The following is a 24,602-nucleotide window of genomic DNA, read 5'->3' as shown; positions in this document are numbered from 1 at the left end:
CGTCAGAGGTAATACGCGGTGGAGGTCATGAGCCTGGACCCGCACCGCATCGCTGCCCGCACCGGAGCGGGCAGCTCGACGCCGCCACGCTGCTCCGCCGTCACCCGATGCTGGCGCTCGTCGGCGGCCATCCGTTCGACGATCGCGCGCGAACGCGCATCACTGGCCGGCAGCGTACCCAGGTGTCCGTCCAGATGGCGCTCCACCTGCCGCTCGGTTTCCGCCATGAAGCCCAGGTTCCAGGCCTCGCCCGCCTTGCCCGCCAGCATGCCCAGCCCGAAGGCCCCCGCATACCAGAACGGATTCAACAGGCTGGAATGCGAACGCAGCTCGCGCAGGCGGTCGTCCAGCCAGGCCAGGTGATCGGTCTCTTCGGCCGCCGCGTCCAGGAATACCTGGCGTGTCTCCGGCTTGTCGCAGACCAGCGCCTGGCCCCGGTACAGCGCCTGGGCGCACACCTCCCCCACATGATTGACCCGCATCAGGCCGGCCGCGTGCTTGCGCTCGGTTTCCGTCAACGCCGGGCCCGAAGCGTCCCCGGACGTCCCCTCGGCAGCGGCGGACAGGCGTCCCGCCGGATTCGGCCGCTGCGCCGACACCGACCCCGTCAGCACGCGCACGGCGCGATCCGCCTCGGACAGCACCCGGTCCAGCAGGGAAATACGGCGAAAGGATGCGGTTCCCGACATTGCGACCTCCGGTCCGGACATGGCCGGACAGCGACATGAACAGATTCCAGTATAGGCAATCCCCGATTCGTTGTTCTTGAACAACGTCCGGCGCGACGCAACCCCGTTGTCATTTTCGCCTCATGTTGGATCGTCATCCTCTCGTCCGAGCACTTGAGCAACGCCCTCGTGCCACATCACACAAATCCATCTGGAGTTCTCAATTGAAAAAGACCCTCATCGCCGCCGCGCTGCTGGCTGGCTTCGCCGGCACCGCGCAAGCCCAGAGCGTGACGCTGTACGGTATCGTCGACATGGGATTCATGAACAGCAAGCAGGATGGCCAATCGGCCACCAACGGGCTGGAAAGCGGCATCGCCGGCAGCTCGCGCTTCGGCCTGCGTGGCGTGGAAGACCTGGGCAACGGCCTGAAGGCCAACTTCCAGCTGGAAAGCGGCTTCAAGGCCGACACGGGCATCCAGAGCGCCAGCGGCCAGTTGTTCGACCGCGCCGCCTGGGTCGGTGTGTCGGGCAACTTCGGTGAAATCCGCCTGGGCCGCCAGGACTCCCTGGGCTTCAACTGGTTCCGCGGCGCCATCAACCCCTTCGGCAACGCCTACTCGCAGGCCCAGAGCAAGACCGTCTTCAACGTCAGCGGCATCGATGACCGCTTCAGCAACAGCGCCTTCTACCTGTCGCCCAAGTTCAGCGGCTTCCAGGTCGGCGCCGGCTACAGCTTCAACGCCAACGGCAGCGAAACCGCCGGCAACGACGCCGACAACGCCGCCTACTCGCTGGGCCTGCGCTACCAGAACGGCCCCCTGCTGGCCGTCCTGACGTACGAACAGAAGAACGCGGCCGACCTGGCTCCCGGTGCGGGCGTGGGCGGCTCCGACCTGAAGAACATCCAGCTGGGCGCCACCTACGACTTCGGCGTGGCCAAGCTGCACGCCGGTTACGGCCGCCTGCAGAACTCCGGCTACAAGTCGAACGCCGAGAAGGAGAACTCGTACCTGCTGGGCGTGACCGTGCCGTTCGGCGCGCACTCCGTGTTCGCCACCTACCAGCGCAACGACAACGCCAACATCAACGCCGGCCGCGCCGACAAGGCCATCAATGGCTACGCCATCGGCTACAACTACACGCTGTCCAAGCGCACCATGATCTACGCCCTGTTCAACCAGTACACCGACGTGATCGTCCGCACGGACAACAAGGCCCTGGGCGACAAGCGCGAAATCGCCATCGGCCTGCAGCACAAGTTCTAAGCCCGGCTCAGGCATGGGCTGGGGCATCTGGCCCATGTTTCGAAGTGCTTACTTCAGCAGTGAGTGTTTTCCCGTCTTCGGCTTGCCTGGAGACGGGCTTTTTCGTTGGTTTTTTGCGCAAAAACAACGAAAGCCGTAAGAATAAGTAAAAACCCGGCCTCCATTCGTCTCTCGGCTTGGTAGTAACCCGCATTCTTTGCTGCAATATGAACAACTTCCTACCAGGAAGCTCTGGTTTTCCCGCAGCAAACGGATACCCGACGATGGATCCGCGCATTCCATCCGGCGCCTCGCACCCCCCGTCTGCCGCGACAGCCAGATCAATCATGGAGATGTACGAATGAAAAAGACCCTGATCGCTGCCGCCGTTCTGGCCGGCATGGCTGGTACCGCGCAAGCGCAAAGCTCGGTCACCCTGTACGGCATCATGGATATGGGCTACCTGTATACCAAGACCGAAGGCATGAAGGCGCGCAACGCGCTGGACAGCGGCCTGCAGAGCGATTCCCGCTTCGGCCTGCGTGGCTCGGAAGACCTGGGCAACGGCCTGAAGGCCAACTTCCTGCTGGAAGCCGGCATCAACGCCGACGACGGCACCACCACCCAGTCCGGCCTGTTCAACCGCCAATCGTGGGTGGGCCTGTCGTCCAACACGCTGGGTGAAATCCGCCTGGGCCGCCAGTTCATCCTGGGCTCGCAATTCTTCACCAACATCGATCCGTTCGGCACGACCTTCCGTCAGGCCGGCATGGGCTCGACCTTCATCGCCGCCAACCAAGTCCGCAACAGCAACAGCGTGATGTACTTCACGCCGACCTGGAACGGCCTGCAAGGCGCCATCGGCTACAGCTTCAACCGCTCGACCAGCGAAACCCCGGTCGCCGGCACCAACAACCGCGCCATCACCTCGGGCCTGCGCTACGCCAACGGTCCCGTCGAAGTCGCCCTGACCTACGACCAGGTCGAGCCCTCGACCGGCGGCAACGTCGGCCGTTCGACCCAGTTGGGCGGTACCTATGACTTCGGCGTGGTCAAGCTGCATGCCGCCATCGCCGACCAGCGCAACGTCGCGGTCAACGTTGGCGACATCCCGGGCTGGAACGGCCGCTTCGCCAAGAAGACCCTGTCGTACATGGTCGGCGCGTCGGCTCCCGTCGGCCCCGGCTCGCTGTTCGGCTCGTACCAGAAGGCCAAGGACTGGGACATCGAAGGCTTCAGCGTCGGTTACACCTACCCGCTGTCGCGTCGTACCAACGCCTATGCCTTCTTCAGCAACATGGACAACGTCGGTCACTACGGCAGCGCCGTCACGACCGGCGACAAGACCACCCGCCAGTTCGGCGTCGGCCTGCGTCACATGTTCTAAATCGGCGGCGGGAGCGCCTCGCGCGCTCCTTGCAAGCGCCCAGAACCCCCTGGGCGTACGCTGGGAAAACCGGACCGGAAACGGTCCGGTTTTTTTTTGCCGCCCCCTACCCGCGTCGCACGGCGCGGGGAATGGAGCGCTTGAGCAGATCGCAAAAATCGTCGGCGCACGGCGGCAGCTTGCGGCCGCGGTCGCGCAGTTCGTAGAACTCCAGTTCGACCAGGGGCGGGCCCAGCGGCTCGAGACGGATGCCGCGGCCCCGGCAGGCGGGGACGGCGGTCGAGGGAAGGATGGCGATGCCGCGCCCGGCCTCGGCCAGGCCGATCTGGGTTTCGATGAAATTGACGACGAAGCGCGGCGGACCTTCGTGGCCCACCAGGGCCAGGTTCTTGTCGATCAACTGCTGCAAGGGGTTGTCGAAGGGCAGGTTGATGAATTGCTCGCCCGCCAGCGCGCTCCAGGAACGTGGCGACCGCGCCAGCTGGAACTTCGGCGCGGCGCTGGCCGCCACCAGCGAGAAGTGGAACAGCGGCTGCCGCAACATGCCCGGCGCCGCCTTGATGAACATGCCCAGCCCGACGTCCAGGTGCCCGGCACGCACCATGCTGGACACCGATGGCAGGTCGGTGTCGACGACGGTCAGGCGCACGCCCGGATGACGCTGCTCGAAGGCCGCAACGACCGGGGGCAGCAGATAGGAACAGGTCAGCGGCGGCGCACCGATCGACAGCGTGGTATTGGCACGCTGCGCCGATCTCCCCACCTGCTCCACGATCTCCTCGATCCGCTTGACGTTCTGTTCGGCCACGGCGCGAAACTCGGCGCCGAACTGCGTCAGCGTGACCTGCCGCGTGGTGCGGTCGAACAGACGGAAACCCAGTTGCCCTTCCAGTTCCCGGATCATCAGGCTCAGGCCCGACTGGGCGATGTGCAGCTGCTCGGCCGCGCGGGAGAAATTCCGCTGCTGGGCCAGCAGCAGGAAGGCCTTGAGCTGGCGGTGGGAGATGTTCATGTCGGTGCATTGATGCAGATACCTGATCAATTCATACTTTATTCATATTTCACTCGCGTATAAAGCTCGTATTGAATGGCGATCGTTCCTGTCCCACCAGAGAGGTCGATATGCCCACCCGCCGCTGCTTCTCCCGTCGCTCGTTCTGTAGTGCCTGGCTGCTGGCGCTGGCCGCCGGCGCGGTCCAGGCGGACGAACCCTATCCCACTCGCCCCATCCGCATCATCGTGCCCTTCTCGGCAGGCGGCGGCATCGACGTGCTGGGCCGGACCATAGGCCAGAAACTATCCGAGGCCTGGCAGTACGCGGCGGTAGTCGAGAACCGCCCCGGCGCCAGCGGCAACATCGGCACCGACCTGGCCGCGCGGGCCGCGCCCGACGGCTACACCTACCTGATGACGGCCAACACCATCATCATGACGCCGAGTTTCATGCAGGGCGTCACCTTCGATCCGGTAAAGGACTTCACGCCGGTGATGCCCATCGCCATCGGCAGCCTGGCGCTCGTGACCCGCCCCGACCTCCCGGCCAAGTCGGTGTCCCAACTGATCGAGCTGGCCAGGAAACAGCCGCACAAGCTCAACTACGGCTCGCCCGGCACCGGCACGCCTCACCACTTGGCCATGGAGCTGGTCAAGCAGCGCGCCGGCATCGACGTGGTCCACGTGCCCTACAAAGGCTCGGGCGGATTGGTCAACGACGTGCTGTCGGGCCAGGTGGACCTGGCTTTCGTTCCCGTCCACCAGGCGCTGCAATTCGCCCGCGCCGGCAAGATGCAGATGCTGGCCGCCGGCGGCACGCGGCGCACCGCCGTGACGCCCGACATCCCGTCGCTGGCCGAGGCCTCCGGCATCGCCGACGTCGACGTCGACATGTGGTACGGCCTCTACCTGCCCGCCGGCACGCCGCCGGCCATCGTCGGCAAGGTGAACGCCGAGGTCGCGCAGATCCTGAAGATGCCGGACGTGGTCAAGAGCCTCTCCATGCAAGGCCTGCAGCCCAGCGGCGGCACGCCGGACGACCTGGCCAGGCTGACGCGGGACGACCTCAGGCGCTGGGCCGGCGTCATCCGCCAGGCCGGCCTGGCGTCCCAATAGCACGCATATCCCAACCACACCAAGAGGAGTCTTCATGGAAGTCATGATCGTGGGCGGCGGCATAGGCGGCCTGACCCTGGCGCTGTCGCTGCACAAGATGGGCATCGCCGCCCGGGTCTTCGAGGCGGCGCCGGAAATCCAGGCGCTGGGCGTGGGCGTGAGCCTGCTGCCCCACTCGACCCGGGTCCTGGGCGAGCTCGGCCTGAACGAGGCCCTGGCGAAGGTGGCCGTCACCACCACGACCACCACCTTCTTCAACCGCTTCGGACAGCACGTCTATTCCGAGTCGACCGGCCGACAGGCGGGCTACGAGTGGCCGCAGTTCCAGGTCCATCGCGGGGACCTGCAGATGATCCTGCTCGAGGCCTGCCGCGAGCGCCTGGGCGCGGACCGCATCGTCGCGGGCCATCGTTGCACCGGTTTCACGCAGACGCCCGGCGGCGTCACCGCCTCGTTCGTCGATCCCGCCGGCAACTCCCTTGGTCCCCGCGCGGCCGATGCGCTGATCGCCTGCGACGGCCTGCACTCGGTGATCCGCAAGCAGTTGCATCCCGCCGAAGGCGAGCCGGTCTACTCCGGGGTCAACATGTGGCGCGGCGTCACCCGCTGGAAGCCCTATTTCGACGGCGCCACCTATGTCCGCGGCGGCTGGCTGACGCCGGGCAAGATGGTCATCTACCCGATCCGCAACGCGCTCGACGCCGATGGATGCCAGTTGATCAACTGGGTGGCCGAAGTGACGACGCCCCGCTACGAGCGCCGCGACTGGAACCGGCGCGGACGGCTGGAGGACTTCATCGGCGTCTTCGAGGATTGGCGCTTCGACTGGCTGGACGTGCCCGCCATGATCCGCGCCGCGGACGTCCTGCTGGAATTTCCCATGGTGGACCAGGACCCGCTGCCCTGGTGGACGCAGGGCCGGGTCACCCTGCTGGGCGACGCGGCGCATCCCATGGTGCCGCGCGGCTCGAACGGCGCGGGGCAGGCCATCCTGGACGCGCGCGCCCTGGCTGCCGCGCTGGCCGCGGAGCCGGACGTGCCGGCCGCGCTGGCGCGATATGAATCGCAGCGCCGCCCCGCGACGACGGACATCGTGCTGGCCAACCGCAAGACGCCCCCGGACGCCATCCTGAAGGAAGTCTACGAGCGCACGGGCGATCGCCCCTTCCGGCACATCGACGACGTCATCAGCCAGGAAGAGCTGGCCGCCATATCCAACGGCTACAAGCGCGTGGCGGGTTACGACCTGGCCTCGCTGTCCCGGTAGGAGCGTGGCGGGCGGCCCGCCCGCCCCCGGGCTGCATCCGTGCCCTTCCGTATCGAGAAATGTTCTCGATATTCACGACTTCCTAATACCTTTTCGATTACGCTATCGAGTCGTCCATGCACTCTAACTGCGCGGACCGGCGGCGATCCCGCCGGCCTCCGCGCCTCCAGCATGCCTCTCGCTCGCGCCCAGTCCTTTGTTTCGTCGTCGCCACGCCCCGTCCTGGGCCTGGCCTTGCTGCTGCTGGTTGCCGGCTGCAGCCTGCAAGCGCCCGCGCCGTCCGTGCCGCTGGCCACGCCGGCCGGCTGGCAGGCCCCGCTGCCCGCCTCCGCCGAACCTTCCCTGCCGCATGGCTCCAACCCGCGGCGCCTGCTGCAATGGTGGCAACAGACCGGCGACCCGGCCCTGCCCGGACTGATCGAGGCGGCCCAGGCGGCCAGCCCGACCGTGGGCACGGCGCGCTCGCGCTTCCTGCAGGCCCGGGCCGCCCGCGTGTCCGCCGGCGCCGCCCTGGGGCCCACGCTCGACGCCACGGCGCAAACCAGCCGCGGCTTTTCGCAGATCGCGGGCGGCATCGCCACGCAGAACCAGGCCGGCCTGCAGGCCTCGTGGGAGATCGACCTGTTCGGCGCCAACGCCGCGACGCGCGATGCCGCACAGGCCCGGGTGGAGGGCGCGCAGGCCCAGTGGCACGACGCGCGCATCTCGGTCGCCGCCGAAGTGGCCAACGAATTGAATAACTTTCGCAGCTGCCGCCGCGAGCTGGCCATCCAGGAATCGGACGCGGCCTCGCGCGCGGAAAGCGCGCGCCTGACCGACCTCGCCATGCGCGCGGGCTTCCAGTCCACCGCCAACGCCGCGCTGGCGCGCGCCAGCAGCGCCGAAGCCGCCGCCCGCGCCCGCCAGCAGCGGGCCTCGTGCGACATCAGCGTCAAGGCGCTGGTGGCGCTGACCGCGCTGGACGAACCCGAGTTGCGTGCCCGGCTGGCCGCGCCGGCGCAACCTCCGTCCGACACGCTGTTCGCCATCGACCACCTGCCGGCCGCCGTTCTGGCGCAACGCCCCGACTTGTTCAACGCCGATCGCAACGTGGCGGCGGCCAGCGCCGAGGTCGGCAGCGCCCAGGCCAAGCGCTACCCGCGCCTGACCCTGGCCGGCAGCGTGGGCGCGGCCTCGTTCAAGGCACGCGGCATGAACGTCGATGTCTCGACCTGGTCCATCGGTCCGCTGTCGGTGTCATTGCCGCTGTTCGACGGCGGCCGCCACCGCGCCGACATCGACGCTGCCCGGGCCCGCTACGACGAAGCCGTCACGCAGTATCGCGCCACGGCGCGCCAGGCCGTGCGCGAAGTGGAGGAAGCCCTGGTCAACCTGGAAAGCACGGCCGCGCGCACCACCGACGCGCGTGCCGCGGTCGAGGGATACCAGGCTTCGTTCGAAGCCACCGAGCAGCGCTATCGCGGCGGCCTGGCCAGCCTGCTGGAACTGGAGGAGTCGCGGCGCATGCTGCTGACGGCGCGCACCACCCAGTCCGCGCTGGAGCGCGAGCGCATGGCGGCCTGGATCGCGCTGTACCGCGCGGCGGGAGGCGGCTGGCGGCAGGACGCGCCGGCGCCTCCGGACACGCCGCCGTCGGCCTCCGCGATGCCTGCCGCCAACCCTTCCTGACGACATCTCACGAACCTCGCCGCCGCAGGGCTCGTTCCCGCCCCGGCCCCACCCCAACCATGATCCCGTCCATGCCGCTACGCCCCCTCATCGCCGCCGCCGTGCTCGGCGCCATCCTGGCCGGTGCCTTCCTCACCCCCGCCCTGCGCGCGGCCGACACCGGCGCCGCCCCGGCTGTCCGGCCAGCCCTGACCGTCACCGTCGCCCAGCCGCAGATGCGGTCCCTGCGCGTCGCCCTCCAGGCCAACGGCAACATCATGGCCTGGCAGGAAGCCAGCCTGGGCGCCGAGATCGGCGGCCTGCGCCTGCAGGACGTCCTGGTCGACGTGGGCGATACCGTCAAGGCCGGCCAGGTACTGGCCACCTTCGCGCAGGAAACCGTGCGCGCGGACATCGCCCAGGCCCGCGCCGCGCTGGCCGAGGCCGAGGCCAGCGCCGCCGAGGCCCGCGCCAACGCCGAGCGCGCCCAGTCCCTGAAAGCCTCCGGCGCCCTGAGCGAATCGCAGATCAACCAGTACGTGACCGGCGGCCAGACCGCCCAGGCGCGCGTGGAGTCCGCCCGGGCCAGCCTTGCCGCGCAGGAATTGCGCCTGAAATTCACGCAGGTCCGCGCGCCCGACAGCGGCGTCATCTCGTCGCGCACCGCCACGGTAGGCGCGGTCGTGGGCGCCGGCACCGAACTCTTCCGCATGATCCGCAAGGGCCGCCTGGAATGGCGCGGCGAGGTCACCTCCGCCGAGGTCGGCCGCGTGCGCGTGGGCGACCCCGTCACCGTCGTCGCGGCCAGCGGCGAACGCCTGCAAGGCAAGGTCCGCACCATCGGCCCCACCGTCGACCCGCAAACGCGCAATACCCTGGTCTACGTCGACCTGCCCGGCGCCGGCGCGCCGAACTCCTCGGCCAAGGCCGGCATGTTCGCGCGCGGCGAATTCGAACTGGGCTCCGCGCAGGGCCTGACGGTGCCCCAGCAGGCCGTCGTCATGCGCGAGGCCTTCAACTACGTCTTCGTCGTAGGCGCGGACAACCGGGTGGCCCAGCGCAAGATCCAGGCGGGACGGCGCGACGGCGACCGGGTCGAGGTCCTGGACGGCCTCGCGCCCACCGACCGCGTCGCCGTGCGCGGCGCGGGCTTCCTGACCGACGGCGACCTGGTGCGCGTGGTCGACACGCCCGCTCCCGCGGCCACCCCTGCCACCGCCGTGACGCGCTGAGAGCCGACGCGATGAACGTCTCGACCTGGTCCATACGCAACCCCATTCCGTCGGTCATGCTGTTCGTGCTGCTGACCTTCGCCGGCCTGCTGTCGTTCAGCGCCATGAAGGTGCAGAACTTCCCCGACATCGACCTGCCCATGGTCATGGTCACGGCCTCGCTGCCCGGGGCCTCGCCCAGCCAACTGGAGAACGACGTCGCCCGCAAGCTGGAGAACTCCATCGCCACCTTGCAGGGCCTCAAGCACGTCTACACCAAGATCCAGGATGGCAGCGTCAGCCTGACCGCCGAGTTCGAGCTGGAAAAGCCCCTGCAGGAAGCGGTGGACGATGTACGCTCGGCGGTCTCGCGCGTGCGCGCCGACATGCCTGCCGACCTGCGCGACCCCATCATCAACAAGGTCGACCTGGCAGGCCAGCCCGTGCTGGCCTTCACCGTGCGCGCGAGCAGCATGGACGACGAAGCGCTGTCCTGGCTGGTCGACAACGACGTCGCCCGCAAACTGCTGAACGTGCCCGGCGTGGGAGCGGTCAACCGCGTGGGCGGCGTAACCCGCGAGATACGCATCGCGCTCGACCCGCAGCGCCTGCAGGCCCTGGGGGCGTCCGCCGCCGACATCTCGCGCCAGTTGCGCCAGGTGCAGCGCGAAAGCTCCGGCGGCCGCACCGACATCGGCGACGCCGAACAGCCCGTGCGCACCCTGGCCACCGTGGGCACCGCGGAAGAACTCGCCGGCCTGCGGCTGGTCCTGAGCGACGGCCGGTCCATCCGGCTATCCGACGTCGCCACCGTGACCGACACCATCGCCGAGCGGCGCTCGGCCGCCCTGCTCGACGGCCAGCCCGTCGTCGGCTTCGAGGTGGCCCGCAGCCGCGGCGCGAGCGAACTGGACGTTGCCGCGGGCGTGCAGCGCGCGCTGGACGAACTCAAGGCCCAGCATGCCGACCTGCAGATCACCGAGTCCTTCAACTTCGTCACGCCGGTCCAGGAGGAATACGACGGCTCCATGCGCCTCTTGTACGAAGGCGCGCTGCTGGCCGTGCTGGTCGTCTGGCTGTTCCTGCGCGACTGGCGCGCCACGCTGATCTCCGCCGTCGCGCTGCCGCTGTCCGTCATCCCCGCCTTCGCAGGCATGTACTTCCTGGGATTCTCGATCAACGTCATCACCCTGCTGGCGCTGTCCCTGGTCATCGGCATCCTGGTGGACGACGCCATCGTGGAAGTCGAAAACATCGTGCGCCACCTGCGCATGGGCAAGAGCCCCTACCAGGCCGCCATGGAAGCCGCCGACGAAATCGGACTGGCCGTGGTCGCCACCACCTTCACCCTGATCGCCGTCTTCCTGCCCACCGCCTTCATGAGCGGCGTCGCCGGACGCTTCTTCAAGCAATTCGGCTGGACGGCCTCGCTGGCCGTGTTCGCCTCGCTCATCGTCGCACGCGTGCTCACGCCCATGATGGCCGCCTACCTGCTCAAGCCCGCCGTGCACGCGGGCAAGGAGCCGCGCTGGCTGCAGACCTACATGCGCTGGGTGGCTGCCTGCCTGCGCCATCGCTGGCTGACCGTGCTCGGGGCCGCCGTGTTCTTCATCCTGTCGATCGGCATGATTCCGCTGCTGCCCGCCGGCTTCATGCCCGCCGACGACAACTCCCAGACCCAGGTCGTGGTCGAGCTGCCGCCTGGCTCCACCCTGGCCCAGACCCTGGACACCGCCGAACTCGTCCGCCTGCGGCTGGCCAAGGTCCCGCACGTGCGCAGCGTCTACACCACCATCGGCGGCGGTACCGCCGGCGGCGACCCGTTCTCCATGTCCGGCGCGGCCGAGGTCCGCAAGGCCACCCTGACCATCCAGCTCGACCCGCGCGAAGACCGCCCCAAGAAACAAGGCATCGAAGAAGACATGCGCGCCGCCCTGCAGGAAATCCCCGGCATGCGCAGCCGCGTCGGCCTGGGCGGGTCCAACAACAAATACGTGCTCGTCCTGACCGGCGACGACCCCGACGCGCTGAACCAGGCGGCCCTGGCCGTCTCCAAGGAACTGCGCACCATACCGGGCCTGGGCAACATCTCGTCCACCGCCAGCCTCATCCGCCCCGAGATCGCCGTGCGCCCCGACTTCGCCCGCGCCGCCGACCTGGGCGTCACCAGCAGCGCCATCGCCGACACCCTGCGCATCGCCACCGTCGGCGACTACGACATCTCCCTGCCCAAGCTCAACCTGTCGCAGCGCCAGGTCCCCATCGTCGTGCGCCTGGACGAGGCCGCGCGCGAAGACCTCTCCCTGCTCGGCCGCCTGTCCGTGCCCGGCACGCGAGGCCCGGTCCTGCTCGACCAGGTCGCCACCCTGGACTTCTCCGCGGGACCGTCCGTCATCGACCGCTACGACCGCTCGCGCAACATCAACTTCGAGATCGAGCTGGCCGGCATGGACCTGGGCGAAGTCGCCCAGCGCGTGGCCGACCTGCCCACCATCAAGAACCTGCCGCCTGGCGTGCGCCAGGCCACCGTGGGCGACGCCGAAGTCATGGGCGAACTGTTCCAGAGCTTCGGCCTGGCCATGCTGACCGGCGTGCTGTGCATCTACGTCGTGCTGGTGCTGCTGTTCAAGCACTTCCTGCACCCCGTCACCATCCTGGCCGCCCTGCCCCTGTCACTGGGCGGCGCCTTCGTCGGCCTGCTCATCGCGCACAAGAGCTTCTCCATGCCCTCGCTGATCGGCCTGGTCATGCTGATGGGCATCGCCACCAAGAACTCCATCCTGCTCGTCGAATACGCCATCCTGGCGCGGCGGGGACACCCCGCCACCGACGTGCGGCCGGCCGTGCCCGGCATGAGCCGCTGGGATGCCCTGATCGACGCCTGCCACAAGCGGGCCCGGCCCATCATCATGACCACCATGGCGATGGGCGCCGGGATGCTGCCGATCGCGATCGGCTACGGAGCCGCGGACCCGAGCTTCCGGTCGCCTATGGCGATCGCGGTGCTGGGAGGGTTGATCACGTCGACGTTTTTGAGTTTGCTGGTGATACCGGTGGTGTTCTTGTTTGTGGATGATTTTGGGCAGTGGGTGCTGCGGTTGGTTCGGCGGGGGCACGCCGATGCTGCGCGGTAAGAAGCAACAGGGCATGTCTGGGATGGGCCTGTCAGGAATTTCGTGTTTAAGGCATAACATGCGCTCAAGGAGTTTGTATGCCCCGCAAACCGAAGACCCCGCTGGCGAATCTGAACCATCATCTTGGCTACTCAGTTGGCGCGGCCAAGCCCGCCACCGTGACCAATCAGCGCAACGGCAAGGGGGCCAAGACGGTGCTGCCCCCCAAGCACGAACGACGGTTCACAGGCTTCGACGATAAGATCGTCGCCATGTACACCCGGGGCATGACCGTGCGGGAGAATCCAGGGCTTTCTGCAAGAACAATACGCCACCGAGGTGTCGCCCAAGTTCATCAGTTTGGTCACGGACGAAGTCGTGGCCGAGGTGACGGCCTGGCAGGCCCGGCCACTGGAATCCATGTGCCCCGTCGTGTTCTTCGACGCACCGCCCGTGGCGTAGCCGACATCCTGATCGCCGTCACCGACGGCCTGAAAGACACGCCCGAGGCACTAGCAGCGTGTTTTCGGCGACCACCCTGCAGACCTGTATCGTCCACCTGATCCGCAACAGCCTGGACTACGCCAGCTGGAAGGATCGTCGTGGCTTGGCCGCCGCGATCAAGCCGGTTTACACGGCCCCAGCGCAGAGGCGGCCCAGGCCGAGCTTGACGCGTTTGCGGATGGACCGTGGGGTCAGAAATTCCCGACGGTCAGTGTCGCCTGGCGTAACGCCTGGGATCGCGTAATTCCCTTCTTTGCGTTCCCCTCTGGCGTGCGCAAGGTCATCTACACGACCAACGCCATCGAGAATCTCAACTCGCAATTGCGCAAGATTATCAAGACCCGAGGCCACTTCCCCACTAACGAAGCCGCCACCAAGCTGATCTGGATGGCGCTGCGCAATATCACCGCCAAGTGGAGCCGCTCTGCCCATGACTGGAAGACAGCCATGAATCATTCGCTCTTCTTTATGAAGAGCGGTTCGTGTGCCCCGCACCCCTGATGTTCAACCCGCCTTGAACACTGAATTCCTGACAGACCCGGTGCGTTTTTCTCGCACCGGGCTTGAGCCTCTGCACTGGCGTCTCGCCCGAAAGTAGCCAGCGGTATCAAAAGCTTGCGTATATGGGCACAGCCAAACTAAAGATAAGTAAGGCTTAGTCAAAAGGTGGTTTCAGCTTGGACTCCTCTCTTAAACGCTCCATGCCTATCCAGCGCAAGACAATTCCGGAGCCAGAGCCTATACCCAACCCCACAAAAAAAGCCAATTTAAACAAAAAACCATTTAGAAATAAAATACCCCCCCACACCAAAACACATCCACAGATTGCACCGCACCACGCAATCCGCTCTGAGCGCCTAAACACTACTTCCCTCTCACTTCATTATTTATCTTATCTGCCATGAGTCGATACGTAGGAGTCAACTTGAAAGACTCGCTTATAATAAAATTGACTGGCGCAGTCATAGGAAAGCGGGTTTCTAGTTGATGACTCAAAAGATTCAACTGAAAATCAAGAGCAGCCCTTCCGAAGTTTGGCTCAAGAAGTTGAGTCCCAGTAGATGACACAAAAGAAATGGTCGTCAGACGGAGAGCAAGTTGAGGGTTTTTAAAGGCTACTGCAGCAGCCGCACCCGAAAATGTTCCAATCGTTTCCAATGCATCTACTCCGTTGCGAGTCCCTGTCGTCCTGGGCAGGCCAGCACAGTTATTTTCAAACCCTGCAGGGCACTCTCCCCGCATGACGGCATTATTTCGAGCATTTGCTGCTGCTTCAGCCTGTAGTTTCGTCATGACCTGATTGAACAAATACCCGTAAGCAGCAGTTATGGCACCATTAGCGAATTGCCCACCACCAATAACAGAGACTGTTCCGCCAACCGCCACGGTCATGGCGAATCGTTCATAGTTCTCCCAGCCCTTTGTATTGACCGTCATCAGCTTGCCGGCCACGGCCGAGGCGGCGCCGCGCAGACAACCACCACCCTGCAATTCCCCACTGGCACATCCTACGGCCGCGTGCCCGGCATAGATCAGGTTCCCCTCCAGCCCTCCTGCCCAACCAAACCCTGCTCCAACAATTGCGCCTTTTAACGAAGCTTCGAAGTCCCCACCCGTTGCTACCATCGTTCCGGAGAAACCTCCTAGCGCGCCGGCCGCCACGGGCGCTCCGCTCCACCCTCCAAAATTTGCCAGATACCAGTTTCCAGTCATATAACCCACACCGATGGCCAGGCCCATACGTCCGATTCTGGAGTCTAAGATACTACCGATCCCTTCGCCGATAGCGCCGATCCCCTCGCCGATAGCACCGATTCCGTCCGCGACGCCTCCGAGCACGTCGCCAACGAAATCGAATAGTCCAAACCCTGACGGATCGACGCCGTTCAGCGGGCTATTAAAGGCATAGGAGTATCGGTTGTAGGACTGCAGGTTGTACGGGGCCTGGATCATCGGATCGGCACTCATGAAGCGCCCGATGACCGGATCGTAGATCCGTCCGTTCATGTGCACGAGCCCCACCTCTTCGAGGTGCTCATGCCCCGTAAAGCCCCGATCCGTGTTGACGCCCGCGAGGGTATTGCCCGGATCGGTCGTGCCGTTCGGGAACTGGCGCTTGCCCCACGCATCGTAGGCCAGCCGCTCAACGACCGCACCGGTCTCATCCGAGACCGCGTTGGTCGAACCCAGATGATCCTTGTGCAGATAGCGCAGCGTCGTCACGTTGGTGCTGCGCGTCGTGTAGATCGCAACCGTGCCGCTCGAGGCGGTGATGTAGTGCTTGTGTTCGATCACCCCGCCGGTCTTGACCTCCTTCTCGTAGAAGAGGCCGCCAACGTTGTCCGGGTGCACGTAGTACACCGTGCCCGAAGGGGCGATCTGCTTGACCCGCTGATGCGTGTCGTCGTACACGAAGGATAGCGTGGTGCCGTTGCCGGTGATCGTGGCCGGCATGTTGAAGCCGGTGTAGGTTACCGTGTGACCCGCCCCCGTCAGCATGCTGCCGTTGGCATCGTAGGTGTAGGTCAGCGTACCGTCATCGCGCAAAATACTTGCGACGGCGTGCGGCCGGACGCTGTTCGCGCCGCTGGTGTTGTGGTACGGTGGCCTGCCCAGCAACCATAGCGCCCTCGTCAGCAGCACGGCCGCGCTGATCGCCCTCAAGAGGGGAGTCGAACATCCCGCTTTCGGCGTAGCTATCACGCTGGCCTTTATCGTCACGCTCGACGCCAGCAGCCTGCGCCGGCAAGTGGGCAAGCACGCGACGGCAATCAACAAACTGGCCGTAGGGTGTTTCGGTCATCCACCGCCTCTGACCGCATGGGGCATACTCGTTGGAAATTGCCGCTGGTATCGGCATTGGCATCGCCGTGGCCTTCGCAGTAAATCCAATTTTGACCTGATGGAGTATTCCGATCACCAAGGACGGGCGCACGACAGTTCGCATGTCGTCGCCATCAGTTACAGGCAGACATGGCGCCAAAGAGTAAAAACCTAAGAAACACCTCGGTCGACAAAAAACTCCGCGCTCAACCTTGACGAAATGCGGTCAAGCGCCGGAAAATCCATGTTTTCCGGCGCAGCCAGCCATCATGATTTTTACATCATATTTTTAGTGATTTTTTCTTTGAAAAATTCGAAACCGTTGCACGATGGACTGATTTTCCTCTCCATCTTGTTGCCCACCTTGTATTTCGATACCGCATTGGGTTTTTCATCGATCGCCGCCTACGGCTGGGCCCTGTCCGCATGCGGGCTCGTCGCACTGCATGTGTCCTCTGGACAGCGGTTCGAGATCGACCGGCGCCTGATATTATTGGCGGCCATCATCGCCGCCTATTTCGTCGCCCGATATATTCTCGTTCCTCCCGTTTCCAGCCGATCTCTGAAAAATACGCTGATGATCGGCTTCGGCTGCGTGCTGACTCCCACGCTCGTTCATGCCTACAACCAGTACTCCGACGCAACCACAAAAGCCATCAAGCTGTGCCTTGCGCTCCACCTGACGGTCATGGTCGCGCAACTCATCGCATGGTACGGCTGGGGTTATGATCTGGACATAGGCAATGCCTTGGGAGGAGAGGGACACCGATCGCTCCAGGGAGATTTGTACCGGCCGACCGGGGTTTTTGACGAGCCAGCCCTTTACGCCATGGTCATGGCCGGGCTCTGCATTGCACTTTATGTCCGCCAGAGAAAAATGACCACGCTCTGGTGGGCGGGCATGATATCCCTTGTGCTTACCTCGTCGCTGCTCGCTCTGGTCGTTTTTTTCCTGATTCTCTTATTCATCAACATTCGTGTCGGCCTGATCGCGATAGTCGTTTACTTCGGCGGACAATATTTTCTTTCACAAATAATCCCGAGCGACGCCTACAGCCCGCTGGGGCATGCCGTGACCCGTTCGGCCGAGGTTGGAAACAACAACGATCCGAGCACGCAGGTAAAATTCCAGGTAATCGAAGAATTTTTGAAAACCCCGACGCTGTGGGCAACCGGCTATGGACTGGAAGGCTATATCAGCGGCGACCCGATGTACTACCAGGCGCTGAACGACCTGACCTTTCCCATCACCACTCTTACCACCTACGGCCTGGGTGTCGGCATCGTCATCCTGCTTGTTTTTTCTGCCTACTTGTTCACGAGTTACCGGCCATCAACATTATTACTGATAGGGGTATTCCTGCTGAAGGGCGCGTACTTCCATCTTCCCTTCCTGTGGCTGTTCTTCGCCATCAGTCCCGATGCAATCGCCGCCGGCTCTGCATGGAACCGTTGGCTTGCATGGCGTCGGTCGAAACGACATGACACGGACTGTAGAGCAGTTCGCCAGGCATGATCCGCGCACGCATCTTCTGAAAACCGTGGCCCCCAGGGGCTCCAGGGCAAGGAGCACGGGTATGCGGGCTCGCGCGAGCATCACGAAAGCATCTATCCGAAGAAAGCTCTGAATCTGCTTGAATGCCGCGACTATCGATATAGGCCCGCCCTCCATGCGTTTCGACCGCTGCGCAAATCTGCTGCGAAATCCCAGCATACATAGTCTGGCATGGCTATCCATAGAGAAGGCCGTGCAACTGGCCTTTTCCTTCATATCCATAGGAATCATTGCCCGGGCATTGGGTCCCCAGCATTACGGCGAATTTCAGTACGTACTTGCCGTGCTGTTCATTTTTTCCGCAGTTACGCTGGGCTGCGGAGCGGAAGTCATCGCTCCGGATCTGGTGAAACTGTCCTACGTAAAATCCCGGCAAGGCATCCTGGGTTCTGCACTATTGATCCGGTTGGCCCTTGGCGGCGTTGCCATGCTTCTCATGGCAACGAGCGGATTGTTTTGGTTCAGCGGCACGGTCGGACAAGGGGTGGCCATCATGGCGCTGAGTCTGCTCATCGCGGAACCCTTCAATATCCTGCGGATCATCAGAGAATCCGCGTCCAATACCAGAGTGATCGCGCGCATCCGCTTCCAGACAAGTGTCCTGAAGCTGGTGGCTATCGCCGGGGTCGCCGCGCTGGGCGGCGGTGTCCTCTCGATGCTGGCAATCTACCTGGCTGAAACCATCGTCATCGCCGCTGCCTACGTCTACCTCATCGCGGATGACGGGCGGCCCTGGGACTGGCGTCCAACGCGGCGACACACGGCGAGATTGCTTCGGGCGAGCGTCCCCGTATGGTTGGGGCTTGCCTTGATGATAGGCATGCAGCGCATGGACCGGCTGGTTCTAGGCATTTCACTGCCGCCAGCGATTTTTGGCGAATACGCCGCGGCCATGAGTCTGATGGATAGTGTCATGTTCTTCGGGCCTGTCGTCATGACAGCCCTGACCCCAAGACTCTTGTATCGACATGAGAACCTGTCAATAGTGGCCAGAAACGCCGGACGGCTCTTGATAATATTGACGTGCCTGGGGCTCGCAGCCGTCATTGGTTTTTATCTCTTCTCCGGTTTACTTACCACCGCGATTTTTGGGGAAAGATTCGTGCAAGTGCAGGAAATCTTGCGCGCAGCCTCGTGGATCACGGTAGTCGGTTTCTTCGATACCGGGGTCACGGCCTTGTTGGTACGCCTGAGGTACTTCAGGTTGATTGCCGCGAAGTGGCTGGGCGGATTCCTGGTGTGCTTCCTGGTGCTGTGGCTGGGCGATCGGGGCGAATGGCTGACTGGCATTGCCGGGCTGATCGCTGGATATACGACCGCCGCATCAATCGGCATGGGCACCGTATTTTTCAAGCTTCGTAAATCGCGTATGGGAGTGCGTGCGCTTTGAGAATCGTCTCAGTCTACGATGAGTTCAGGATAAAAGGCGGAGTCGAGCGCGTCATGAGCTTGATGAGCAGCCACTGGGCGGAACAAGGCCACGAAGTGACGCTACTGATCAGGCAAGAACCCGTCATTCCTCCGTACGATCTCGATGCGAGGGTGGCGGTTCACAGCCTCGGCGGGAAAGAAAGGAGCCGCCGCTGGCAGCGCCTGCTCGAATACTGGAAGGCTCTACGCCGCCTGAAACAGAGTGCGGCGCTGGCCTCGGCCGATGTCGTGGTCGCAAATGGCCCCTGGTCGGCCCTGCTCCTGCTCATGCTCGGCCGAAGGTTCAAACTGGTGATATGCGACCACAACAACCCGCGCGGGTTTGGACGGCACACTCGCTGGTTATGCCGGTTGCTGTACCCCAGGGCCGACGCCCTGATCGCACTGACCTCCACGCAACGACGCTACTATGAAGCGCACGGATACAACCGGCTTGTCGTGCAAATACCGAATCCGGTAAACCTCGTGCCGTCCGCTGGACGGACAAGACAGCCAATTGTTCTAGCCGTGGGACGTTGCAGCCATCAAAAGGGGTTCGACCTGTTGTTGGCGGCATGGCATCTCATAAGGAGTGATGTTGCCGGTTGGCGCCTGTCGATAATCGGCGAAGGTGAACTGCGCACACAGCTGGAGCGGCAGGCCCAGGAACTGGACCTGGGAAGTTCGGTCGAGTTTCTTCCCTTTTCGAACGATCTGGCTTCGTTCTACGAGACCGCGTCACTGCTGGCGGTGAGTTCTCGATTCGAAGGTTTTCCCCTGGTCATGCTGGAGGCTCAAACCTGCGGACTGCCCATCGTCTCGTTCGATTGCGACTTCGGTCCGCGGGACATCATCACGGATCAGGTCGACGGCCTGCTGTGCGCCCCGGAAGATGTTGGTGCGCTGGCCAAGGGAATAAAAACGCTGATCGACGCCCCCGCCGTCAGACAAGCCATGAGCCTCGTAGCGCTGAAGACAGCGCAGGCTTACAGGATGGAGAAAGTAGGCGCGCTGTGGGATGCGCTATTCAAGCAATTGGAAACAGGCAGGTGACACGCCAGACACGTGACACAGCAGCCCCGTCTTCAGGACGGCAACTGCTGTAGCAGGCAGCTCACGATCCGTTCGGCGGCGCGGCCATCTCCGTAGGGATTGTGCCTTTCCGCCATGGCGCGATATTTTTCCGTGGAATCCAGCAGGGCCCAGGCCTCGTCCAGAATCCTGTCCGAATCGGTCCCCACGAGCTTGACCGTTCCCGCCTCCACGGCTTCGGGCCGCTCGGTCGTATCCCGCATGACCAGGACTGGCTTGCCCAACGACGGCGCCTCTTCCTGGACGCCTCCCGAATCGGTCAGGATGAGGTACGAGCGCTGCATCAGCCACACGAAGGACATGTAGTCGCACGGCTCGATCAGGTGCACGTTCCTGATTTTCCCCAGCACCCGCTGAACCGGCTCTCGCACCTGCGGGTTCAAATGGACGGGATAGACGATGTCGAGATCTTTCCGCTGCGCCAGTTGTTTCAACGCCGCGCAGATCTGTTCGAAACCGGCTCCGAAATTCTCGCGCCGATGTCCGGTCACCAGGATCATGCGGGCATCCTGGCGAATGAAGGAGAAACGCGCACGCATCTCCAGTTCCAGCGTTTCGCTCTTCAAACGCGCAGCCGTTTCGAGCAAGGCGTCCACGACAGTATTACCCACGACGTGAATGTTGCTTGCGGCGACCCCTTCGCCCTGCAGGTTCCGCTGCGCCGTCGTCGTCGGAGCGAAATGGAAGCGGGTCAACACCGAAGTCAGTTGGCGGTTGGCCTCTTCCGGCCACGGCGACAGCAGATTGTGCGTGCGCAAGCCGGCTTCGACGTGGCCCACGGGAATCTTGTGATAGAAGGCCGCCAACGCGCCAGCGAAGGTCGTGCTGGTGTCTCCATGGACGAGCACGAGGTTCGGCCTGGATGCCGACAAGACCTCATCCATCCGAGTCAGAATGCGGGAAGTGATGTCCGACAGGGACTGGTTCTTCTTCATGACGCTCAGGTCGTAGGCGGGCTTCATCCGGAACCAGTCAAGAACCTGATCCAGCATTTCCCGGTGCTGTCCCGTAACGCACACTTCCGCCTGCACGCCCTTGGCGGCCATCAGCGCCTTGTATACCGGCGCCATCTTGATGGCTTCGGGGCGAGTGCCAAATACGAGTAGGACTTTCATCATTTCACCCGATCATTCCTGCGCGCCGCAATTCGGCCGCGCACGTACTCGGCATAAAACCCGGCATAGTTCTCCTCGTAATAGTTCTCGTACTCCGTATCCCATTTCATCCGGGCATTTCGGCCACGCCTTTCGATCTCTGCCGGGCCGACATCAGCCAGCCACTGCAGAATAGGGGCTTCACCTTCGTCCAATGCCCAGCCCGTTTCATATTGACCGACCTTGTCCCCGGGTGGCGTCCCCTTCGTCGTCAGCAACGGTCGCCCCAGCAGCAGATGCTCGTAATACTTGTTGGGAGCGGCAAAGCGGTGATTGGGCACGGTCAGGTAATAGAAACCCGCCACGACGTCCATCGACGACATCAAGGAGAGGCCCGCCGCCACGTCCATCGCGCCATGGAACGTCACGTTTTCATGCTGTCGGGCCGCCTCTCGCGCCAACGGCGCCACCGGACCATAACCGGCCAGATGCAACTCCACCTTGCCCGCCGAGCGTGTGCAGGCGGCGATCAGATCTTCCAGTCCCCTGTTGCGTTCCTCCAGGACACCGAAATAGCCGATACGTATCGGCACCTGCGGCTGAACCGTCCGGTAGGACAAGTCGTGCCCGGACACTGGCACGTTTTCAAGCACCCGGATGCGGGAAGACGGGCGCAAGCCATGCTGTTCGTAGCGTGATGCATCGGCCAGCAGGACGAGATCGGCCTTGCTCGCCACCCAGGATTCCAGCGTGTCGATCACAGCCGCGACCGGGCCCGCCATGCCGCGGGTCTCCGTATATTTGTCGTAGAGGTCGAACACGAAAGGCACCCGGCGCAAGCGACTGAACACGTAGGCGGGAAGACAGGAGTCGAAATCCACACCGTGGACGAGATCGATATCGCGCCGGTTGTGCCACAGCCACCGCAATACGAAACCATTCCACAGCACGAGATTCAGCACGTTCCGCCAGCCGCCTCCCAGCGGAGCCGGGCGCCGGTAAAAGGCGTCGTTGGCTTCGTCCACATTCGGGATGCTCTCGCCCCGCAGCCAGCCCAGGGCGACAGTCCGCATGCCGGCTTCCGCCAAGGCCTGCCGGTATTTCCGCATCCTTCCATCGAGCTGGGGAACATGTGAGCGGATGAAAACTATCATGCTGAATTCGACGACGGCCGCTCAGCCGATCGGCCGGAAAAGAAATGCTTTCCCACGCCTCTGCAGGCGTAGTGAGCGAACAGATACGCGGAGCGAACGGCCGAAAACTTCAGCACCTCGCGATAGACGCGCCACTGCCATTGTGCCGCACGCAGCTTGGAACCCGATAGCGATGCGCTGGATTTGGTGTAGGTGGCAAGCACCTGGCGAACGCACAACGCCGGCCCGTATTTTTTCGTCAAAGCCAGCCAGGTCAGGTAGTCTTCATTGACTTCCTCGGGCATCAGAAAAGTGCCTGTCCGTGTGCGATCGACCACGACCGTGGAACAGCCCAGCACATTGCCTTTCAGCAGGTCGCCATAGCCGGCGGTTCCGTCGATCCGGACCAGGCCGCAGTCTGCGCCATGCTGGTCCACGACACGGTAACTCGTCGCGGCAAGGGCAAGGCCGGAATCGGACAGGGCTGCCAGTTGCACCCGAAGTTTTTCAGGGTCCCACCTGTCGTCCGCGTCGATAAAGGCTACGAACTCCCCCCTGCAACGGCGCAACGCGGTATTGCGAGCAGGAGCGACGCCTTTTCCCGAGTCCGTGCTCAGCACACGGACCCTGGCATCCTTTTTTGCGAATGCCTCGGCAAGACGACGGGTCGCGTCGATGGAATGGTCGTCCACGACATAGAGCTCGAGTTCGCCGTACTCCTGGGCAAGCACCGATTCGATGGCGGCAGCAAGGGTCGCAGCCGAGTTGTACGCAGGCATGACGACCGAGACAAGGCCGGAAATGAAAGGCTCGTTCACATCAGACATGTTTCAGGCGATGCCTCCGGCACGATGAACATGGCCATGCGCTCCACCTCCCCCATTCAGCCCCTGCCATAGGCATCCTCGAACCTGACGATATCGTCCTCGCCCAGGTACTCCCCGCTTTGCACTTCGATCATGACAAGATCGATGATCCCCGGGTTCTCCAGCCGGTGCTTGTGGCCAGAAGGGATATACGTGGACTCGTTGCTACGCACGAGGAAAGTCTGATCTCCATTCGTCACGCTCGCCATGCCGCTTACGACGACCCAATGCTCGCTGCGATGGTGGTGCATCTGCAGGGAAAGGGTCTGCCCGGGATGAACGACGATGCGTTTGATCTTGTACCGCTGCGCCTCTTCCAAGACCGTATAGGTGCCCCAAGGACGGTGAACCGTTCGATGAATCTGGTAGGCATCGTCCCCCCGTTGCTTGAGCCGCGCCACGACCTGCTTGATATCCTGCAAGTTGTCCCGATGTGCGACCAGCAAGGCATCGGGCGTATCGACGATGACCAGATCCTTCAAACCTACGGTACCGACGACCCTGGCATCGCTATGGACATAGCAATTCACGGTATCGACCGCGATGACGTCGCCATCGATCCGGTTGCCGTCGCCGTCCTTGGGAAACAGCTCGCCGAACGCCGCCCAGGACCCGATGTCGCTCCAGCCTATGTCGCAAGGCACGACCGACGCCCTTTCGGTTTTTTCCATGAGAGCGTGATCGACGGAAATATCAGGCGCGAGGGCAAAGGCCGCCTCGTCGAGCATGACCTGCCATTCGTGGCGCCCTTCCAGCACGCGCGCCGATGCGGCGCTTTGCTCGGCGAACTGCCAGACATCGGCTGCGTGCAACTTCAGCTCGGCCTCGGCCACGTCGGCGCGCACGCAGAACATGCCCGAATTCCAAAGATATCGGCCACTGGCAAGAAACTCCTGCGCCCGTTCCTGGGTAGGCTTTTCAACGAACCGCAGCACGTCGGATCCCGATGCCTCGATGTAGCCATAGCCTGTCTCCGGCGCGTCCGGGCGGATTCCGAACGTCACGATCCTGCCGGACTCTGCCAGTCGAACCGCCTGCTCCACGGCCTGCGTGAACGCGGGAATATCCTCGATCAGGTGGTCGGCGGTCAGAAACAGCAATACCTCCTGCGGCCCGAATCGCCGAGACACAGTCGCCGCGGCGGCGGCGAAGGCCGGCGCCGTGTTGCGTCCCACAGGCTCCAGAATCATGCCGCATTCGATTTCGGACAGGCCAAGCGCCCGATATTCATCCATCGTCTTGAACGACAGCAACCGGTTCGTGACCGTAATGACCCGGGAGACGCCGTCGAGCCCGATGGCCCGCCGATACGCCTTCTGGAGAAAACTTTCGCCATCCGCCAAACGAATGAAAGGCTTGGGATGCAGTTCCCGAGACACCGGCCACAGGCGCGTACCCTTGCCTCCGGAGAGGATGATTGGAACAAGTCCCATCTGGCAGTAGTCCTAGAAGACGAAGAAAAAAAGCCCGACACGG

Annotated in this window: 19 protein-coding genes and 1 pseudogene; 13 read left to right on the top strand and 7 right to left on the bottom strand. The window is 63.6% G+C overall.

All coding sequences use genetic code 11. The annotated features are described in order from the left end of the window. Positions 1–2: 2 nt before the first annotated feature. Positions 3–689 carry a 2-polyprenyl-3-methyl-6-methoxy-1,4-benzoquinone monooxygenase gene (gene coq7 / locus ABD104_RS13680; RefSeq protein ID WP_087841639.1) on the bottom strand — a complete coding sequence of 229 codons (687 nt, stop codon included), beginning with the start codon at positions 687–689 and terminating at the stop codon, positions 3–5. Between the two features lie 203 nt (positions 690–892). Here coq7 and ABD104_RS13675 point away from each other — a divergent pair, with 203 nt between their 5' ends. After that, positions 893–1,936, top strand: a complete 1,044-nt coding sequence (locus ABD104_RS13675) for a porin (protein ID WP_165963334.1) — start codon at positions 893–895, stop codon at positions 1,934–1,936. A gap of 340 nt (positions 1,937–2,276) precedes the next feature. Further along, a complete protein-coding gene (locus tag ABD104_RS13670) occupies positions 2,277–3,302 on the top strand; it encodes a porin (RefSeq protein ID WP_087841641.1) in 1,026 nt (341 codons plus the stop codon). Between the two features lie 106 nt (positions 3,303–3,408). On the opposite strand, the gene ABD104_RS13665 is transcribed toward ABD104_RS13670, so the two are convergent. Then, positions 3,409–4,314 (bottom strand): LysR family transcriptional regulator, encoded by a 906-nt coding sequence (locus ABD104_RS13665; protein WP_343927679.1) that lies wholly within the window; start codon positions 4,312–4,314, stop codon positions 3,409–3,411. Between the two features lie 110 nt (positions 4,315–4,424). Between ABD104_RS13665 and ABD104_RS13660 the strand changes: the two genes are divergently transcribed. The 7 genes and pseudogenes from ABD104_RS13660 (at position 4,425) to ABD104_RS30325 (ending at position 13,654) form a co-directional block, all read left to right on the top strand. Continuing rightward, complete coding sequence (locus tag ABD104_RS13660; RefSeq protein ID WP_132980565.1) at positions 4,425–5,411, top strand: tripartite tricarboxylate transporter substrate binding protein; 987 nt, start codon at positions 4,425–4,427, stop codon at positions 5,409–5,411. 34 nt (positions 5,412–5,445) lie between these two features. Continuing rightward, on the top strand, positions 5,446–6,678 hold the full coding sequence (locus tag ABD104_RS13655) for a flavin-dependent oxidoreductase (RefSeq protein ID WP_343927678.1): 1,233 nt from the start codon (positions 5,446–5,448) through the stop codon (positions 6,676–6,678). A 171-nt stretch (positions 6,679–6,849) separates the two neighbouring features. Further along, entirely contained in the window at positions 6,850–8,346 is a 1,497-nt protein-coding gene (locus tag ABD104_RS13650; RefSeq protein WP_343927677.1) for an efflux transporter outer membrane subunit, read from the top strand. A gap of 71 nt (positions 8,347–8,417) precedes the next feature. Continuing rightward, positions 8,418–9,557: an efflux RND transporter periplasmic adaptor subunit gene (locus ABD104_RS13645; RefSeq protein ID WP_343927676.1), complete on the top strand. Its 1,140-nt coding sequence runs from the start codon at positions 8,418–8,420 to the stop codon at positions 9,555–9,557. Between the two features lie 11 nt (positions 9,558–9,568). Further along, a complete protein-coding gene (locus ABD104_RS13640; protein WP_343927675.1) occupies positions 9,569–12,670 on the top strand; it encodes an efflux RND transporter permease subunit in 3,102 nt (1,033 codons plus the stop codon). A 318-nt stretch (positions 12,671–12,988) separates the two neighbouring features. Continuing rightward, positions 12,989–13,111, top strand: a complete 123-nt coding sequence (locus tag ABD104_RS30330) for a transposase (RefSeq protein ID WP_425543331.1) — start codon at positions 12,989–12,991, stop codon at positions 13,109–13,111. Positions 13,112–13,169: 58 nt separating this feature from the next. After that, positions 13,170–13,654: pseudogene (locus ABD104_RS30325) on the top strand (transposase). A 363-nt stretch (positions 13,655–14,017) separates the two neighbouring features. On the opposite strand, the gene ABD104_RS13630 reads toward ABD104_RS30325, so the two are convergent. Further along, on the bottom strand, positions 14,018–15,796 hold the full coding sequence (locus ABD104_RS13630) for an RHS repeat domain-containing protein (protein WP_343927674.1): 1,779 nt from the start codon (positions 15,794–15,796) through the stop codon (positions 14,018–14,020). Between ABD104_RS13630 and ABD104_RS13625 the strand changes: the two genes are divergently transcribed. The 4 genes from ABD104_RS13625 (at position 15,744) to ABD104_RS13610 (ending at position 19,994) form a co-directional block, all read left to right on the top strand. Further along, positions 15,744–16,151 carry a divergent PAP2 family protein gene (locus tag ABD104_RS13625; protein WP_243724670.1) on the top strand — a complete coding sequence of 136 codons (408 nt, stop codon included), beginning with the start codon at positions 15,744–15,746 and terminating at the stop codon, positions 16,149–16,151. The two genes, ABD104_RS13630 and ABD104_RS13625, sit on opposite strands and share 53 nt — an antisense overlap. A gap of 69 nt (positions 16,152–16,220) precedes the next feature. Beyond that, entirely contained in the window at positions 16,221–17,492 is a 1,272-nt protein-coding gene (locus ABD104_RS13620) for a hypothetical protein (RefSeq protein ID WP_343927673.1), read from the top strand. 154 nt (positions 17,493–17,646) lie between these two features. Next, a complete protein-coding gene (locus tag ABD104_RS13615; protein ID WP_343927672.1) occupies positions 17,647–18,921 on the top strand; it encodes an oligosaccharide flippase family protein in 1,275 nt (424 codons plus the stop codon). Continuing rightward, complete coding sequence (locus ABD104_RS13610; protein WP_256369636.1) at positions 18,918–19,994, top strand: glycosyltransferase family 4 protein; 1,077 nt, start codon at positions 18,918–18,920, stop codon at positions 19,992–19,994. Before ABD104_RS13615 ends, ABD104_RS13610 begins: the two co-directional genes overlap by 4 nt. A 32-nt stretch (positions 19,995–20,026) precedes the next feature. Here ABD104_RS13610 and wecB read toward each other — a convergent pair whose 3' ends face one another. The 4 genes from wecB to ABD104_RS13590 are packed head-to-tail and all read right to left on the bottom strand — an operon-like array spanning position 20,027 to position 24,559. Next, positions 20,027–21,151: a non-hydrolyzing UDP-N-acetylglucosamine 2-epimerase gene (gene wecB, locus ABD104_RS13605; RefSeq protein ID WP_207958689.1), complete on the bottom strand. Its 1,125-nt coding sequence runs from the start codon at positions 21,149–21,151 to the stop codon at positions 20,027–20,029. Beyond that, on the bottom strand, positions 21,148–22,281 hold the full coding sequence (locus ABD104_RS13600; protein ID WP_132980559.1) for a glycosyltransferase: 1,134 nt from the start codon (positions 22,279–22,281) through the stop codon (positions 21,148–21,150). Before ABD104_RS13600 ends, wecB begins: the two co-directional genes overlap by 4 nt. Continuing rightward, on the bottom strand, positions 22,278–23,087 hold the full coding sequence (locus ABD104_RS13595; protein ID WP_343927671.1) for a glycosyltransferase family 2 protein: 810 nt from the start codon (positions 23,085–23,087) through the stop codon (positions 22,278–22,280). Before ABD104_RS13595 ends, ABD104_RS13600 begins: the two co-directional genes overlap by 4 nt. 56 nt (positions 23,088–23,143) lie before the next feature. After that, entirely contained in the window at positions 23,144–24,559 is a 1,416-nt protein-coding gene (locus ABD104_RS13590) for a mannose-1-phosphate guanylyltransferase/mannose-6-phosphate isomerase (protein ID WP_087841653.1), read from the bottom strand. Positions 24,560–24,602: the final 43 nt, after the last annotated feature.

The sequence above is a fragment of the Pigmentiphaga daeguensis genome (genome assembly GCF_039523035.1).
GTDB lineage: Bacteria > Pseudomonadota > Gammaproteobacteria > Burkholderiales > Burkholderiaceae_B > Pigmentiphaga > Pigmentiphaga daeguensis.
The sequence above is the reverse complement of the archived record's forward strand: the minus strand, read 5'-3'. Positions and strand labels throughout refer to the sequence as shown.